Genomic DNA, 15,684 nt, shown 5'->3' on the forward strand with positions numbered 1-15,684 from the left:
CGCTGTTGTCACTGCCGTGCCAGGACGGTCAACTCCGCGTCGTGTTCGGCGGTCCAGGCGAACGGCAGCCCCGAGTGGAGGAGGTACGCGCCGCTGTAGCGGGTACCGGTGGCGGAGTCGGCGTAGACGGCGTCCGGTCGCAGCCCGCGCAGGCGGAGCCGGGCGGCCCGGCCGGGCACCAGGGGCGCTCCGTCGAGGAGACCGGTGTTCCAGGCCGTCACCACCAGGCGGTCACCGCCCGGTTCCTCGTACTGGACGCCGCAGGTCGGGTCGGCGGGGCTGCCCAGCAGGTGGACCTCGCCGTGGTGGACGACGTCGCGGACCTCCTTGTAGCGGGCGATCCACCGCGCGGCCTCCGACCGCTGCTCGGGCGTCCAGTGGCGGATGTCGGCCCCGATGCCGAGCACGCCCGCCATGGAGTTGACGAAGCGGAAGGCGAGCGAGCGCGGCCGCGGGTCGAAGACGCCGGGGGCGTCGGTGACCCAGGAGCTCATGGTGTGCGGGGCGTGCGCGTGGAGGTAGCCGTACTGGATGCGCAGCCGGTCCATGGGCGCGGTGTTGTCGCTGGGCCACACCACGTCGGTGCGGGCGATGGTGGCGTGCTCGACGCGCCCGCCGCCGCCCGCGCAGCCCTCGACGGTGACGTGGGGGTGGGCGGTGCGCAGGTGGTCCAGGACGCGGAGGTAGCCGGCGACGTGCGCGGCGTCGAGGTCCTGGTGCTCGGGGTCGGCGCCCACCGGGTGGCCGGGGCGGCCGCGCTCGGTGGGCGGACGGTTCATGTCCCACTTGAGATAGCTGATGGCGTGGGAGCCGAGCAACCCGTCGAGCGTGCCGATGACGAATTCCTGGACGTCCTCGCGGCCGAGGTCGAGCAGCAGCTGGTTGCGCACGAGCGTCGCGGGCCGGCCGTCGATCCGGTAGACCCACTCGGGGTGCTCGGCGTAGAGCTTCGAGCGGGGGCTGATCCCCTCGGGTTCGACCCAGAGGCCGAAGTCCAGGCCGAGGGCGCGCACGTCCTCGACGAACCGGTCGAATCCGCCGGGGAATTCGGCCGGGTCCGGGTCCCAGTCGCCGAGGCCGCCGGTGTCGTCGGGCCGGCCGGTGAACCAGCCGTCGTCGACGACGAAGAGTTCGGCGCCGAGTTCGGCGGCGACCTTGGCGAGCTCCAGCTGGCCTTCGGCGTCGACGTCGAAGCCGGTGGCCTCCCACGAGTTGTAGAGCACCTTGCGGGGCCGGTCCATGCGCTCGCCGGTCAGGTGCCGCTCGTAGCGGTGCCAGACGCGGGCCAGGCCGTCGAGGCCGTCGGGACTGAAGGCGCATGCCAGCCGGGGCGTGACGAGGGTGGCGCCGGGGGCGAGGCGGACGGCGCCCTCGTGGGGCACGCGGCCGGCCCGGACGCGCACCGCGCCGCCGGGCTCGGCGTCGGCGGTGATCCGCCAGTTGCCGGACCACTCCAGGGCGATCCCGTAGGTGGGGGTGGCGCCCTCGGCGGGGGCGGCCGCGTCCTGGACCGCGAGCCACGGGTGGTACGCGTGACCGGCGGAGCCCTGGGTGCTCTCCATCTCGAAGCGCCCGCGCTCCAGTTCCACGTCCCGCAGCTGGAACTCCTGGGACCACTGGCCGGCCAGGTAGCTCAGCCGCGCGCCGCCCTGGACGGGCACGTTGACGGCGGCGGAGTCGAAGCGCTCCAGCCGCACCTCGTCCTCGCCGGTGCAGGTCAGCTCCGTCCAGCGCAGGACGACGTCGGTGCCGGGCACCGTCTCGTAGTGCAGCGTGGTGCGCAGCCCGAGGAGGTCGTCGGCGAAGTCCAGGCGCAGGGCGCGGTCGCCGTCCTGCGTGGCTCCGTCGAACCGCCACCAGCTGCCGCGGTCGCCGCCGGGACGGGAGGCGACCAGGTCGGCGCCGGTGAACGGCCGCAGCCCGTACGGGATGTACTCGGCCGGGGCGGCGTCGGCGGGGGTGATGAAGTGGGTGCGGCGCGACCAGTCCATGGGCGACGGCCCGTCCTCGGCGCCGTGCGGCCCCCAGGCGGCGAGTTCGGCCCAGCGGCCGTCGCCACCGAGGGTGACGGCGTAGGTGGTGGTGTCGGTGCGCAGCAGCCACCGGTCGTGCGCGGTCACTTGACGGCTCCGAGGTTGAGTCCGGCCACGAAGTGGCGCTGGAAGCGGAGGAAGACGGCCACGGTCGGGGCGGCGGCGATCACCGAGCCGGCCGCGATGACGTTCCACATGGAGACGTACTGGCCCTGCAGTCCGATGAGGGACGCGGTGATGGGCATCTGGGTGTCGGTGCGCAGCACCGTGATCGCCCACAGCAGGTCGTTGAAGATCCAGGTGAACGACAGGGCGCTCAGCGCGGCCAGCGCCGGGCGGGCCAGCGGCAGGATGATCCGCCAGTAGATCTGCCAGGGGCCCGCGCCGTCGATGACGGCGGCCTGCTGGATCTCGCCGGGGATCGCACGCATGAAGCCGTGCAGCACGAAGACGTAGAAGCCGACGCCGAAGCCGACCTGCACCCCGATCAGGGCGTACAGCTGGTCGTAGATGCCGAGCACTTCGCTGAGCTTGGAGACCGGGATCAGCAGGATCTGCGGAGGCAGCAGGTTGCCGCCGAGCATGAGCAGCAGCAGGACGCGCCGGAAGGGCAGGTCGTAACGGCTGAGCCCGAAGGCGGCCATGGAGGCCAGGCCCAGGGAGAGCAGCACGCTGGGGATCGTGACCAGCAGGCTGTTGATGAGGGCGCGCTGCTGGCCGCCGTCCACCCACGCCTGGCGGAAGCCGTCGAGGGTGAAGGAGTGCGGCCAGCTGCCGACGCCGTGCGCGGCGATGTCGTCGAAGGTCCGGGTGCTGGTGACCAGGACGAGGACGATCGGCAGCAGCCACAGCGCGGACAGCAGGCCCGCGGTGAGGTGGAAGCCGGTCGTGCGCAGGGCACGGCCGCGCAGGACGGACCGGCGGGGAGCCGCGGTCGGTACCTTGGCGGCCCGGCCGTCGCGGTCGGACGGTTCCTCGACGCGCGCGGTGGCGTGGGTGGCGGTCATCAGTCGGCCTCCCGGAAGGCGCGCACGAGGTAGCTCGCGATGACGCCGAAGGCCAGCACGAAGATGACGACGGCGAGCGCGGAGCCGTATCCCAGGCGCAGGGACTGGAACGCGGTGGAGTACATGTAGGTGCTCAGCAGTTCGGAGGAGTGGTACGGGCCGCCGCGGGTGAGCGCCCACACCACGTCGAACGAGCGCAGCGAGTCGATGATGATCACCGACAGGACGACCGCGTTGACGCTGCGCAGCTGTGGCAGCGTGATGTGCCGGAACTGCTGCCAGCGGGTGGCGCCGTCGACCTTGGCCGCCTCGTACAGGGCGGGGTCGACGCCCTTGAGGCCGGCCAGGTACAGCACCATCACGTAGCCGACCTGCCGCCACAGCGCGGGCACGATCACCGCGTAGAAGGCGGTGTCCTGGTCGGCGAGCCAGGCGTGCTTCCAGCTGCCGAGGCCGATGCCGTCCAGCACGTTGTTGATCAGGCCGTCCGGCTGGTACATGGCCTGCCAGACCAGCGCGGTGGCGACCAGCGAGAAGACCACCGGCAGGAAGAGCGCCGCCCGGTAGAACCCGACGCCGCGCCGCTCCTGCTGGAGCAGCAGCGCGGCACCGAGTCCCAGGGCGGCGGAGAGCCCGCCGAAGAGCAGCAGCCACAGCACCGTGTTGATCGCGGCGGTGCGGAAGACCGGGTCGTGCACCATCTCGCTGAAGTTGCCGAGGCCCACGAACTTCGGGGCCGCCAGGCCGTCCCAGGAGGTCAGGGACAGGTAGAAGCCCTGGAGGGCCGGCCAGAAGACCCAGAAGGCCTCGGCGAGCAGCGGGATGAGGACGAAGGCCAGGACCACCGGGGGCACCCGGGTGGCCCTGGACCGACGTGTGGAGCCGATCAGCGCCATTGTCACTGGCTCCAGATCTTCTGTGCGCTGCGCTGCCACGTGGTAAGGATGGAGCCGATCTGCTTGGGCTTGGCCAGGTAGTGCACCAGCGCGGTGTCCGCAGTCGGCTGGAGGGCGTCGCTGGAGTCGCGGTTGAAGAACTGCGTGACGTCGGCGGCGCTCTCGATGAGCTTGCGGCCCTTGACCACCAGCGGGGTGCCGGCGTCCTTGGCGTCCGGGTTGGTGGGCAACGCGGTGCCGGAGGAGTTCTTGAGGTAGAGCTCCTGCGCCTCGGCGGTGGCCAGGTAGCTCAGCAGCTCCTTGACGCCGTCGGTGCGCTTGCTGCGGGCGCTGGCGAAGTAGCCGTCGGTGGGCGCCTCCTCGGCGACCGGCACCTTGGGGTCGATGATCGGGAACTGGAAGAAGTCCAGGTCGCCCAGGGCGTCCTTCGGCGCGGCATCGGCGAAGAAGGTGCCGATGAGCATCATGCCGGTCCGGCCCTGCAGGAGGGCGGTGGTGGCGTCCTGGAACGGTATCGCCGTGCCGTTGGGGTCGAAGTACGGGCGGGCCTGGTCCCACGTGTCGAAGACCTTGCGGACCTCGGGGTCGTCGAAGCGGTGCTTGCCCGCGAGCAGTTCGCGGTGGTACGTCGCGCCGTTGACACGGATGTTGAGGTAGTCGAACCAGGCGGAGGCGACCCACGGGGTGTCGCCGCCGGCGCCGAGGCCGATCGGGGCGACGCCCTTGCTCTTGAGCTTGTCGCACAGGTCGAGGAACTCGTCCCAGTTCTTCGGCTCCTGGACGCCCCACTTGGCGAAGTTGGACTTCCGGTAGAACATGCCCCACCAGTAGTAGCTGGTGGGCACGAAGACCTTCTTGCCGCTGGAGGTCGAGGTGCACAGCTTCTTCAGGGCGTCGGAGTAGCCTGACAGCTCGGGCTTGCCCCAGATGTCGTCCAGGTCGAGGAGCAGGTCCTTCTTGGCGTACGACTCGGCGACGGAGCCCGGGTACCAGGTGTAGATGTCCGGCGGGTTGGCCGAGGTGAGGTACGTCGGCAGCTGCGTGCGGAAGGTCTCCGACGCGACGGTGTTGAGCTTCGCCTCGGCCCCGCCGCTCTTGTTGAAGGCGGCCACGAGCTGCTGCATCGAGGTCTTCGCCTGCGGGGAGGAGAGGTTGGACTGCAGGGTCACCGGGCCGCCGGACTCTCCTCCGGAGGCGGACGGGCTCTGGGTGACGCAGCTGCTGAGCAGCGCGCCGGTGCCGACTGCGCCGGACACGGCGAGGAACCGGCGGCGGCTGGCGTTGAAGGCGGTCATATGTGCACTCCCTTGGTGCCCACGGAACGGAGCTGAGGCCCCCTGACGGCCCGGCTCTGGGTGCGGCAGGAAGAGCCTGTCGCAGGGGTCAGTGTCCCGTCAAGATTAATTACTAATTTATTTTCTGGAGGGTCCGCCTCCGGGCCGAACACGGCCCGGGGGCGCACCCGTTGGTGCCGGATGGCACGGGTTGACGCAGGTGAGGCGGGGTGGAGCAGGTGAAGGCGGGGTGGAACGGGGCGCTGCGAGGCGCAGCAGGATGACGGTCGCGCGCGGCTCAGAGCGCGGCCTGACGGACGCGACCACCCACCTCGCGGGAGGCGACGAACGCGTCGAGCCGTCGAAGGCCCGCGCGGTCACCCGCAGCCGCCCCGCGTCGTCCACGACGGCCGAAGGCCGCTGCGGCCTGCCGCGGTCGCGCCGTCGCTGCACGATGCGAAGCCAATGGGTTCTCCCGAGAGTTGGGGGTACGGGGCACCCCACTCCGGTCGTACCGGGCGCCGGTGCCACGGCGGAAACTGTGGCCGGGCCCCCGAAGCCTGTCAATATTAATTGCTAATTAACTTAAAAACGCGATCTTTCGGTGACCTGGAAGGGGTCGCGGCACCCGGTCCCGCAGGGTTCCGTAGGATGCGGCGATGTCCCGCCCCCTCCTGGTCGCCACCGATCTCGACGGCACGCTCCTGCGCGACGACGGCACGCTCTCCGCCCGTACGCTGGAAGCCCTGGGCGCCACGGCCGGCGCGGGCGCGGAGGTCGTCCTCGTCACCGCCCGGCCGCCCCGCCATCTCGATGCCCTGGCCGCCGCCACCGGCCTCACCGGGACCGCGGTGTGCTCCAACGGCGCGATCGTGTACGACATCGGCAGCCGCACCGTCACGGGGTCCACCCCGCTCGCCGCCACCGTCGCGCGGAGGGTCGCCGCCGCCCTGCAGGACGCGGCACCCGGCGTCGGCTTCGCCGTGGAGACGGGCCACCATCTGCGCTGGGCCCCGGGGTACGGGCACCACCTGCCGGAGGACGCGGACGCCGAACTCCCCGTGCGCTCGCTCGCCGAACTGTGGACGATCCCGGGCCCCGTCGTGAAACTGCTCGCCTGGTCGCCCGCGCTCGACGCGGACGCCCTGCTGGCCGTCGCGGAGCACGCCGTCGGCGGCGGGGCCCAGTTCACCCACTCCGGCGGCCGCGGCCTGCTGGAGGTCAGCGCCCGCGGCGTCACCAAGGCGGCCGCCCTCGCGGCCCTGTGCGCGGACCGCGGCATCCCCGCCGAGCGGGTCGTCGCCTTCGGCGACATGCCCAACGACCTGTCCGTCCTGACCTGGGCGGGCACGGCCTGCGCCGTCGCCAACGCCCACCCGGCCGTACTCGCGGCGGTCCCCCACCGCACGGCCTCCAACGAGGACGACGGCGTGGCCCGCGTCCTGGAGCGGCTCTTCGGGGCGGGGGCGCGGGAGCGCTGACACACCGAAGGGCGGCGCCCGGTGGGACCTGCCGGGCGCCGCCCCGAGGACGGTGGACGGGGCCGCGTCAGCAGCCGTGGTCGATCAGGTCGAACGTCACATAGTGGTCGCTCGTGTAGTAGTCCTCGTCGGCACCCTGGCCGGTGACGATCCGCCGGGCGCCGCGGGTCGAGGAGCCGGGCGTCTTGACCGTGTACTCGTGGTAGTAGCCGCTCGCGTGGGCGGGCAGCACACCCTCGCGGTTCTGGAAGACCGTCCCGTCCTGCGGGTACGGGAACGGGCCGCCCTGGTCGATCAACCGGAGCGTGGTGTGGGCCTGGGACGGCAGGCCGGAGTAGCAGATGTCACCTACCGACGCGGCCGCGACGACCGCCGTGGCCGTGGTGCCGGCGGGCGCCGGGGCGGCGGTGGCGACGGCGGGGCCGCCGACGAGAAGGGCCGAGGCGAGGGCGCCCAGGGCGCCGATGCGAAGGATCCGTGGGGGGATTCTCATGCACCCAGGATGACGCGCGTAGAGCCTGTCATGTCAACGACAATCACGGGATGTTCCCCGGGAGTTCACACCTTCCGGCCCGCGTCAGTCCGTGCCGCCCGCACCCTCCGCCGCCTCGCGCAGGGCCTCCAGGACCGGGCGGAGCAGGGGGTGCTCCTCGGCGCCGCGGCGGACGGCGGCGAAGACGCGGCGGGTGGCGACGACGTCGTCGACGGGGCGCACGGCGACGCCGGACAGGTCCATGTCGCGCAGGGCGCTGCGCGGGACGAGGGCCACGCCCGCGCCCGCCGCCGCGAGGGCGACGACCGCGCGGAAGTCGTCGGAGGAGTGCTCCAGGCGGGGCTGGAAACCGGCGTACTCGCAGGCGAGGACGACCACGTCGTGGCAGGGGTTGCCGGGGTAGGGGCCGATCCAGGTCTCGCCGGCGAGGTCGGCGACGCGGACGGAGCCCGTCCCGGCGTCGGCGAGCCGGTGGCCCGACGGGAGGACGGCGTCGAAGGGCTCGGCGTACAGGGGGACGCGGGAGAGCCGCTGGTCGTCGGCGCGGGGGGCGCCGCGGTACTCGACGGCGACGGCGATCTCGGCGCGGCCGTCCAGCACCATGGGCAGCGACTCGTCGCCCTCGGCGTCCCGGACCCGGACCCGGATGCCCGGGGCGGTGCCGGCCAGGGCGGTGATGGCCGGGGCGAGCACCAGCGCGATGCCGGTGGCGAAGGAGGCCACGGTCACCTCGCCGGCGGCACCGGAGGTGTAGGCGGCCAACTCGGCCTCGGCTCGTTCGAGCTGGGCGAGGACCGTGTTGGCGTGAGCGAGCAGGATCTCGCCGACGGGGGTGAGCTGGACGCCGCGTCCGCCGCGTTCCAGCAGCCGGTGGCCGGTCTCGTGCTCCAGGGCCGCGAGCTGCTGGGAGACCGCGGAGGGGGTCAGGTACAGCGCCGCGGCCGCGGCGGTCACCGTACGGTGGTCCGCCACGGCCCGCAGGGTCCGCAGCCGTCGTGCGTCAATCACCCATTCATCCTGCCAGGGCCTCGCGCGCGGCGATGAATGCGTCCACCGCCTTGTCGACGTCCGCGGTGGAGTGGGCGGCCGACAGCTGGACCCGGATGCGGGCCTTGCCGTGCGGCACGACGGGGTACGAGAAGCCGATGACGTAGACGCCGCGCTCCAGCAGCAGCTCCGCCATGCGGCCCGCCTCCGAGGCGTCTCCGATCATGACCGGGGCGATGGGGTGCTCGCCGGGCAGGATCTCGAAGCCGGCCTCGGTCATGCGGGAGCGGAAGAGGGCGGTGTTCTCCGCGAGGCGGGTGCGCAGGTCCTCGGAGTCCTCGATCAGGTCCAGGACCTTGAGGGAGGCGGCGGCGATGACCGGCGCGAGGGAGTTGGAGAACAGGTACGGGCGGGAGCGCTGGCGCAGCAGCGCGACGATCTCCGCGCGGGCCGCGACGTAGCCGCCGGAGGCGCCGCCGAGGGCCTTGCCGAGGGTGCCGGTGAGGATGTCGACGCGGTCCATCACGCCGTGCAGGGCGTGGGTGCCGCGGCCGCCGGGGCCGGTGAAGCCGACGGCGTGGGAGTCGTCGACCATGACCATGGCGTCGTAGCGGTCGGCGAGGTCGCAGATCTCGTCCAGCGGCGCGATGTAGCCGTCCATCGAGAAGACGCCGTCGGTGACGATGAGGCGGCGGCGGGCGTCGGAGGCCTCCTTGAGGCGGGCCTCCAGCTCGGCCATGTCGCGGTTGGCGTAGCGCAGGCGGCGGGCCTTGGACAGCCGGATGCCGTCGATGATGCTGGCGTGGTTGAGCGCGTCGGAGATGACGGCGTCGTTCTCGTCGAGAAGGGTCTCGAAGACGCCGCCGTTGGCGTCGAAGCAGGAGCTGTAGAGGATCGTGTCCTCGGTGCCGAGGAAGGCGGACAGCCGGGCCTCGAGCTCCTTGTGGACCTCCTGGGTGCCGCAGATGAAGCGGACGGACGCCATGCCGTAGCCCCAGCGGTCCAGGGCGTCCTTGGCGGCGGCGGTGACCTCGGGATGGTCGGCCAGGCCGAGGTAGTTGTTGGCGCAGAAGTTGAGGACGTCGCCGGGGGCGCCCCCGCCCGTGACCGAGACGGAGGCGCTCTGCGGGCTGCCGATCACGCGCTCGGGCTTGAAGAGCCCGGCCTCGCGGATCTCGTCGAGGGTGCCGCGCAGGTCGTCGCGGACGGAGTCGAACATCGGGGTTCTCCCTGGGAAGCTGCGGGTGGTGCGGGTGGGCCGTGCCTCGGGGGCCGGGAGGGTCAGGCGGTCCAGTCGAGGACGACCTTGCCGCAGCGGCCGCTCGCCGCGTCGTCGAAGGCGGCGTCGAAGTCGCGGTAGGAGTAGCGGCCGGTGACCACGGGGGCGATGTCGAGGCCGCCCTCCAGCAGCACGGACATGGCGTACCAGGTCTCGAACATCTCGCGGCCGTAGATGCCCTTGATGGTGATCATCGACGTGACGATCTTGGCGAAGTCGACGGAGAAGTCCTCCGAGGGCAGGCCGAGCATCGCGATGCGGCCGCCGTTCGTCATGTTGGCGATCATGTCGCGCATGGCCTCGGGGCGGCCGGACATCTCCAGGCCGATGTCGAAGCCCTCGCGCAGGCCGAGCTCGCGCTGGCCTTCGGCGATGGTGGTCTCGGCGACGTTGAGGGCGAGGCTGACGCCGACCTTGCGGGCGAGCTCCAGGCGGTACTCGCTGACGTCGGTGATGACGACGTTGCGCGCGCCGGCGTGCCGGGCGACGGCGGCGGCCATGATGCCGATCGGCCCGGCGCCGGTGATCAGCACGTCCTCGCCGACCAGCGGGAAGGACAGGGCGGTGTGGACGGCGTTGCCGAACGGGTCGAAGATCGCCGCTATGTCGAGGTCGACGGGGACCCGGTGCACCCACACGTTGGACGCGGGCAGCGCGACGTACTCGGCGAAGGCCCCGTCGCGGCCGACTCCGAGGCCGATCGTGTTGCGGCACAGGTGGCGGCGGCCGGCCAGGCAGTTGCGGCACTTGCCGCAGACGAGGTGGCCCTCGCCGCTGACGAGGTCGCCGGTCGTGATCTCGGCGACGCCGGAGCCGACGGCCGCGACCTCGCCGACGAACTCGTGACCGAGCACGAGCGGGGTGGTCACCGCCTGCTGGGCCCAGCCGTCCCAGGCACGGATGTGCAGGTCGGTGCCGCAGATCCCGGTACGGAGCACCTTGATGAGGACGTCCCCGGGACCGATCTCCGGCTCCGGGACGTCCCGCAGCCACAGGCCGGGCGCGGCCTTCTCCTTCACCAGTGCCTTCACTCTTGCGACTCCTGCCGGCAGACGAGGTGGCCCGGCCCGCGCGGGGGGACGCGGACCGGGCACGAGGGGACCCGGGCGGAAGCGGCGGCGCCCGTCGGCGCCGGCTCGCGCGTTTGCCGGGCAGACAGCAATCTGCCCGGCTTCGAGCGTTCAGTCCATCGATCTTTTCTTAAGCTCGGCAACAGCGCAGCTTCACGCTCGGCCGGAAGGGCGACGCGGGCCGCCGCCGCCCGGGGCCGCCCGCGGCTCAGCGCCGGCCGAGCGCGGCCAGCTGCGCGGTGATGGTGTCGGTGTCCTGGAAGGTCAGACCGATGCGGGCGACGTGCTTCCAGCGCACCAGGCCCTCCGCGTCCACGATGAAGACCGAGCGCTTCAGGCCGAGGCCCGGCATGGTGATGCCGTAGGCCTTGGCCACCGTGCGCTCGGTGTCGGCGAGCAGCGGGAAGCGCAGGTCGCGCTTGCGGGCGAACCGCTCGTGGCTGTCGAGGTCGCTGAAGTTGACGCCCCACACGGTCGCCCCGAGGTCGCGGAAGCGGTCCAGGTCGGAGGTGTAGGAGCAGAGCTGCTTGGTGCACACGGCCGAGTCGTCCCCGGGATAGAAGGCGAGCACGACGGGGGCGCCGCGCTGCGCGGACAGGGAGTAGGCGCCGCGCTCGGCACCCGATCCGTCGAGCAGGACTCCCGGGAGGGTGAAGTCGGGGGCGGGGGTGCCGATCTCGGGCACGGGCATGGGGGGTCCTCTCGCAAGGGGGTGGGCTCGGCGGATTCGAGGAGCGACGAGACAGAACGTTCGTTCTTGGCCGGACGCTACGCGGTACCGTCCGCTACCGTCAAGGACATGAGTGCCCCTCCCGCCGTTCCCCTCGTCACGTTCGCCGCCGCGGACGCGCCGCCGCGCGACCGCATCCTGGCCACCGCGGCCCGGCTGTTCTACACCGAGGGCATCCACGCGGTGGGCATGGACCGGATCGTCACGGAGGCGTCCACCACCAGGGCGACGCTCTACCGGCACTTCCTGGGCAAGGAGCAGCTGGTCCTGAGCTACATCCAGGCCACCGACGAGCAGATCCGCGCCTTCACCACGGCCGCGCTGGAGGGTCTGGGCGCCCGGGAGGCCCTGGCGGGGGTGGCCGGCGCGCTCGGCGACCAGTTGTGCTCGCCGGGCTTCCGCGGCTGCCCGTTCCTCAACGCGGCCGCGGAGTACCCGGACCCGGCCGACCCCGTCTCGCGCGCGATCGTGGCCCACCGGGACTGGCTGCGGGAGCTGGTCGCCCGGCTGCTCGCCGAGGCGGGCGCCCCCGAGGCCGCCGAGGACGCGGCGACGCTGATGATGCTGCGCGACGGCGCCGTGATGACCGCGGCGCTCGGTGACGCGGACGCGGTGCGCGTCTCCCTGGACCGGGCGGTCCGGCACGTCCTGCGCTCGGCCGGGGTGGGATGAGCGCTCCCGGCAGCGGCGCGGCCCGGGGCCGCCCGGTCGGCACCCGGTCGGCGTCCGCGGCTGTGCGGGCCCCGCGCAAGGCAGCGGCCCCGCCGTCGCAGGTACGGGCGGGCGCCGCGCGTGGGCCGCGACCCTGCACCGGGCGCGGGGCGGTGCCCCAGCGGCACAGCCGGGGTCAGCCGGCGTGGGTGGAGAACAGCCCGCCGGTCGGGCCCTGCTTGTCGCCGCCCTGGGCCTTCTTCAGGGCGTTGGCCAGGCCCTCGATGGTCATGGACTGCAGGATGACGCGGCCGTCGCCCTCCAGGGTCGCCAGCGACAGCCCCTCGCCGCCGAAGACGGCGTTCATGATCCCCTGCCGGTTGAGCCCGCCGATGCGCTGCACGCCGTAGCGGACGCCGTCCTCGAAGGCGACGATGCAGCCGGTGTCGACCTCGATGCGGCCCCCGAAGTCGGCGGGGTTGAGGTCGATGAAGTTGCCCGCGCCCGCGATGATCACCGTGCCGCGGCCGGTGAACTTCTCCAGGACAAAGCCCTCGCCGCCGCTGGTCCCGGTACGGCCGCCCTGGAAGGCGATGCCGAAGTCGACGGTCGACTCGGCGGCCACGAAGGCGTCCTTCTCCGCGTACCAGGCGCGCGACCCGTCCAGTTCCAGGGCGCGCATCTCGCCGGGCAGGACACCCGCGAAGCCGACCGTGCCCTCGCCGCCGCTCGCGCTGAAGTACTGGAAGGCGATGCTCTCGCCCGCCAGCACGCGCTGGCCGACCTGCATGGCCGTGCCCATCGCCTGGCGCAGCATGCCGCCCATGCCGCCGCCCGCCGCGCCGCCCTGGTCCTGGCGCTGGGCGCCGGGGCCGGCCAGCCGGGTGTCCATGCTCACGTTCGCGGTCTTGAACAGGAACTTCCCCGCCTCGCAGTAGACGGTCTGGCCGGGCTGGAGAGTGCACACGGCCATCTGCATGGCGTTGCCGACGATCTGCTGCTTGAGGGTCACTGCGGTGCTCCGGGTGGTCTCGTGGTGCTCTCGTTCAGACGGATGTACCCGACAACGAACGACCCGGACGATTCGATTCCGGTTGCTCCTCCGGCCGCGCGGCGGGGGCGGGCGGCCGGCCGCCGGCGTCGAGGAAGCGGGCGAGCGGCAGGGTGGCGGCGCCGACCGTGACCGCGTCCGTCCCCAGCCGGCCCAGCTCGATGGAGGTCTGGGCGCAGGGGTGGTGCAGCGCGTAGGCGGCGGTGGCCTCCCGGACGGCGTCCAGCAGCCGGGGGCCGATCATCAGGCCGGTCCAGCCGGACAGCACGATGCGCTCGGGGTTGAAGAGGTTGACGAGGTCGGCGATGCCGGCGCCGAGGTACTCGGCGGCCTCGTCGAGCAGCGCGACGGCGGCGGCCTCACCGGCCTCGGCGGCGGCGAGGAGGGCGGCGATCGCGGACTCCTCGCTCACCCCGGTGGGTGCGTCCCAGCGCTCGATGAGCGCCTCGGCGCCCACATAGGCCTCCAGGCAGCCGCGAGCGCCGCAGCGGCAGAGCCGCCCGCCGACCTGGAGGGTGGTGTGGCCCCACTCCCCCGCGCTGCTGCTGGCGCCGCGGTACGGCTTGCCGTCGGCGACCACGCAGGCGCCGACCCCGGAACCGAGCAGGGCGATCACGGCGTTGCGGGCGCCGCGGCCGGCGCCGAACCACATCTCGGCCTGGCCGAGGGTCTTGGCGCCGTTGTCGATGTGGAGCGGCAGGGAGGTGCCCTCGGCGAGCAGCGCGCCCAGGGGGACGGCGTCCCAGCCGATGGTCTGGCCGTGGACGACCGCGCCGGCGCCGCCGGTGCCCTGCTCGACGATGCCGGGGACGCCGATACCGACGCCGAGTACGAGGGCGGGGTCGACGCGGGTGTCCTCCAGGACGACGGAGAGGCCGTCGAGGATGAGCTGGACGACGAGGACGACGTCGTGGCCGCTGTCGGCCAGCGGGCGGTCGGTGGAGGAGAGTTCGGCGAGGGCGAGGTCGAAGAGGGTGACGCGGACCCGGGTCTCGCCGACGTCGACGCCGATGAGGAAGCCGTGGCGGGGGGCGACCTTGAGCATGACGCGGGGGCGGCCGCCGTCGGACTCGACGGAGCCCGCCTCCTCGACGACGCCGTCGGCGATGAGCTCGGCCACGACGTTGCTGATGGAACCTGTGCTCAGTCCCGTGTCCCTGGCCAACTCCTGACGGCTGAGGGGTCCTTCGAAGTACAGGTGACGCAAGAGCGCCGAACGGTTGCCCCGCCGCAGGTCGCGTACGGTCCGCTTGCCTCGGTCTGCCATGGTGCTCCCTCCCCGGCTGAATCTATCGCTGCGCCAAGTCTTGACGCCAGGTTTTCTCAGACGTTAAATCACGCCTTGAATTAAGGCGTGACGTTCTTCACTTCCCGAAGGCACCCACCCTGGAGAGGGATCCCCGGTCATGCACATCACCCGTACCACGGCCGCCGCGACGCTCGCGGCCGCGCTCATCGCCTCCGCCACCGCGTGCGGCGGCGGCTCCTCGACCGACGGCAGCGGCAACGGCAGCCCCAAGGAGCTCACCTACTGGGCCAGCAACCAGGGCGCCAGCCTCGAGGCCGACAAGGCGACCCTGACACCCGAGCTCAAGAAGTTCGAGAAGCAGACCGGGATCAAGGTCAAGCTCGAGGTCATCCCGTGGTCCGACCTGCTCAACCGGATCCTCGCCGCGGCCACCTCCGGCCAGGGCCCCGACGTCCTCAACATCGGCAACACCTGGTCCGCCTCGCTGCAGGCCACCGGCGCGCTGCGCCCCTTCGACGCCAAGGCCTTCGACGCCATCGGCGGCAAGGACCGCTTCGTCTCCTCGGCCCTGGGCGCGACGGGTGCCGAGGGCAAGGACCCGGCCGCGGTCCCGCTGTACTCGCTGGCGTACGGCCTGTACTACAACAAGAAGATGTTCGCCGACGCGGGCATAGCCAACCCGCCCGCCACCTGGGACGAGCTCGTCGCCGACGGCAAGAAGCTCACCAAGGGCGGCAAGTACGGCCTCGCCGTCGAGGGCGGCAACCTCTCCGAGAACGTCCACCACGCCTTCGTCTTCGGCAAGCAGTACGGCGCCGACTTCTTCGACGCCTCCGGCAAGCCGACCTTCACCACCCCCGAGGCGGTCACGGCCGTCAAGCAGTACATCGACTTCATCGCCAAGGACAAGATCACGGCCCCCGGCAACGCCGAGTACGCCGCCAACCAGTCCGTCGCCGACTTCGCCACCGGCAAGGCCGCCATGCTGCTGTGGCAGGCCGCCGGCTCCTCGCTGAAGTCCCACGGCATGAAGCCCGAGGACTACGGCGTCGCCCAGGTGCCGTTCCAGACCGCGGGCGCCTCCGGCGACACCGCCGTGAACTCGATGGTCGCGGGCATCAACCTGGCCGTCTTCAAGAAGACCGACAACGTCGACGGCGCGCTGAAGTTCGTGAAGTTCATGACCAGCGACGACGAGCAGAAGATCCTCAACGGCACCTACGGCTCGCTCCCGCCGGTCAAGGCCGCCCAGTCCGACCCGGCCTTCGCCACCCCGGACCTGAAGGTCCTCGCGGAAGCGCTCGCCAACAGCGCGGCGCCGCTGCCCCAGGTCGCCAACGAGAGCCAGTTCGAGACCGCCGTCGGCACCGCGATGAAGGACCTGTTCGCCGACGCCGCCGCCGGGAAGCCGGTCACCACCGAGAGCGTCAAGGCCGCCCTCGAAAAGGCCCAGCAGCAGATGCCGGCGTCGTGAGCGTGAAGG

Annotated in this window: 14 protein-coding genes; 3 read left to right on the forward strand and 11 right to left on the reverse strand. The window is 72.2% G+C overall.

What is annotated here, in order from left to right; genetic code table 11:
- Nucleotides 1-8: 8 nt before the first annotated feature.
- Genes OIE69_RS11075 through OIE69_RS11090 form a run of 4 tightly spaced genes read right to left on the reverse strand, consistent with a single transcriptional unit; the run spans nt 9 to nt 5,231 of the window.
- Nucleotides 9-2,120: an alpha-galactosidase gene (locus OIE69_RS11075; RefSeq protein WP_326571797.1), complete on the reverse strand. Its 2,112-nt coding sequence runs from the start codon at nt 2,118-2,120 to the stop codon at nt 9-11.
- Entirely contained in the window at nt 2,117-3,040 is a 924-nt protein-coding gene (locus OIE69_RS11080; RefSeq protein ID WP_326571798.1) for a carbohydrate ABC transporter permease, read from the reverse strand. Before OIE69_RS11080 ends, OIE69_RS11075 begins: the two co-directional genes overlap by 4 nt.
- Nucleotides 3,040-3,936: a carbohydrate ABC transporter permease gene (locus tag OIE69_RS11085; protein ID WP_326571799.1), complete on the reverse strand. Its 897-nt coding sequence runs from the start codon at nt 3,934-3,936 to the stop codon at nt 3,040-3,042. Before OIE69_RS11085 ends, OIE69_RS11080 begins: the two co-directional genes overlap by 1 nt.
- 2 nt (nt 3,937-3,938) lie before the next feature.
- Entirely contained in the window at nt 3,939-5,231 is a 1,293-nt protein-coding gene (locus OIE69_RS11090) for an ABC transporter substrate-binding protein (protein WP_326571800.1), read from the reverse strand.
- A 638-nt stretch (nt 5,232-5,869) separates the two neighbouring features.
- Between OIE69_RS11090 and OIE69_RS11095 the strand changes: the two genes are divergently transcribed.
- On the forward strand, nt 5,870-6,691 hold the full coding sequence (locus tag OIE69_RS11095) for an HAD family hydrolase (RefSeq protein WP_326571801.1): 822 nt from the start codon (nt 5,870-5,872) through the stop codon (nt 6,689-6,691).
- Nucleotides 6,692-6,758: 67 nt separating this feature from the next.
- Here the strand turns inward: OIE69_RS11095 and OIE69_RS11100 are convergent, their stop codons facing one another.
- From OIE69_RS11100 to OIE69_RS11120, 5 genes are all read right to left on the reverse strand, one after another.
- Nucleotides 6,759-7,184 (reverse strand): ribonuclease domain-containing protein, encoded by a 426-nt coding sequence (locus OIE69_RS11100; protein ID WP_326571802.1) that lies wholly within the window; start codon nt 7,182-7,184, stop codon nt 6,759-6,761.
- 84 nt (nt 7,185-7,268) lie between these two features.
- Nucleotides 7,269-8,192: a LysR family transcriptional regulator gene (locus tag OIE69_RS11105; RefSeq protein ID WP_326571803.1), complete on the reverse strand. Its 924-nt coding sequence runs from the start codon at nt 8,190-8,192 to the stop codon at nt 7,269-7,271.
- 4 nt (nt 8,193-8,196) lie between these two features.
- Complete coding sequence (locus OIE69_RS11110) at nt 8,197-9,390, reverse strand: glycine C-acetyltransferase (RefSeq protein WP_326571804.1); 1,194 nt, start codon at nt 9,388-9,390, stop codon at nt 8,197-8,199.
- A gap of 62 nt (nt 9,391-9,452) precedes the next feature.
- The gene (gene tdh / locus OIE69_RS11115; protein WP_326571805.1) at nt 9,453-10,481 is read right to left on the reverse strand and encodes an L-threonine 3-dehydrogenase; all 1,029 of its coding nucleotides are present in this window, start codon (nt 10,479-10,481) and stop codon (nt 9,453-9,455) included.
- 247 nt (nt 10,482-10,728) lie between these two features.
- Entirely contained in the window at nt 10,729-11,211 is a 483-nt protein-coding gene (locus OIE69_RS11120) for a peroxiredoxin (protein WP_326571806.1), read from the reverse strand.
- A 108-nt stretch (nt 11,212-11,319) separates the two neighbouring features.
- On the opposite strand from OIE69_RS11120, the gene OIE69_RS11125 reads away from it, so the two are divergent.
- Nucleotides 11,320-11,922, forward strand: a complete 603-nt coding sequence (locus tag OIE69_RS11125; RefSeq protein ID WP_326571807.1) for a TetR/AcrR family transcriptional regulator — start codon at nt 11,320-11,322, stop codon at nt 11,920-11,922.
- A gap of 175 nt (nt 11,923-12,097) precedes the next feature.
- On the opposite strand, the gene OIE69_RS11130 is transcribed toward OIE69_RS11125, so the two are convergent.
- Both OIE69_RS11130 and OIE69_RS11135 read right to left on the reverse strand, forming a co-directional pair.
- The gene (locus tag OIE69_RS11130; RefSeq protein ID WP_326571808.1) at nt 12,098-12,913 is read right to left on the reverse strand and encodes an AIM24 family protein; all 816 of its coding nucleotides are present in this window, start codon (nt 12,911-12,913) and stop codon (nt 12,098-12,100) included.
- 34 nt (nt 12,914-12,947) lie between these two features.
- Nucleotides 12,948-14,219 (reverse strand): ROK family transcriptional regulator, encoded by a 1,272-nt coding sequence (locus tag OIE69_RS11135; RefSeq protein ID WP_326571809.1) that lies wholly within the window; start codon nt 14,217-14,219, stop codon nt 12,948-12,950.
- 139 nt (nt 14,220-14,358) lie between these two features.
- Here OIE69_RS11135 and OIE69_RS11140 point away from each other — a divergent pair, with 139 nt between their 5' ends.
- Nucleotides 14,359-15,675 carry an ABC transporter substrate-binding protein gene (locus tag OIE69_RS11140; protein ID WP_326571810.1) on the forward strand — a complete coding sequence of 439 codons (1,317 nt, stop codon included), beginning with the start codon at nt 14,359-14,361 and terminating at the stop codon, nt 15,673-15,675.
- The last annotated feature ends 9 nt before the right edge of the window (nt 15,676-15,684 follow it).

It is taken from the genome of Actinacidiphila glaucinigra, assembly GCF_035918135.1.
GTDB classification, from domain to species: Bacteria; Actinomycetota; Actinomycetes; order Streptomycetales; family Streptomycetaceae; genus Actinacidiphila; species Actinacidiphila glaucinigra.

What these genes read in the sequence shown, in the direction of transcription:
- OIE69_RS11110 (WP_326571804.1), bottom strand. Translation starts at nt 9,390, where the DNA reads ATGTTCGACTCCGTCCGCGACGACCTGCGCGGCACCCTCGACGAGATC.
- OIE69_RS11100 (WP_326571802.1), bottom strand. Translation starts at nt 7,184, where the DNA reads ATGAGAATCCCCCCACGGATCCTTCGCATCGGCGCCCTGGGCGCCCTC.
- OIE69_RS11125 (WP_326571807.1), top strand. Translation starts at nt 11,320, where the DNA reads ATGAGTGCCCCTCCCGCCGTTCCCCTCGTCACGTTCGCCGCCGCGGAC.
- OIE69_RS11135 (WP_326571809.1), bottom strand. Translation starts at nt 14,219, where the DNA reads ATGGCAGACCGAGGCAAGCGGACCGTACGCGACCTGCGGCGGGGCAAC.
- OIE69_RS11095 (WP_326571801.1), top strand. Translation starts at nt 5,870, where the DNA reads ATGTCCCGCCCCCTCCTGGTCGCCACCGATCTCGACGGCACGCTCCTG.
- OIE69_RS11090 (WP_326571800.1), bottom strand. Translation starts at nt 5,231, where the DNA reads ATGACCGCCTTCAACGCCAGCCGCCGCCGGTTCCTCGCCGTGTCCGGC.
- OIE69_RS11120 (WP_326571806.1), bottom strand. Translation starts at nt 11,211, where the DNA reads ATGCCCGTGCCCGAGATCGGCACCCCCGCCCCCGACTTCACCCTCCCG.
- OIE69_RS11085 (WP_326571799.1), bottom strand. Translation starts at nt 3,936, where the DNA reads ATGGCGCTGATCGGCTCCACACGTCGGTCCAGGGCCACCCGGGTGCCC.
- OIE69_RS11080 (WP_326571798.1), bottom strand. Translation starts at nt 3,040, where the DNA reads ATGACCGCCACCCACGCCACCGCGCGCGTCGAGGAACCGTCCGACCGC.
- OIE69_RS11140 (WP_326571810.1), top strand. Translation starts at nt 14,359, where the DNA reads ATGCACATCACCCGTACCACGGCCGCCGCGACGCTCGCGGCCGCGCTC.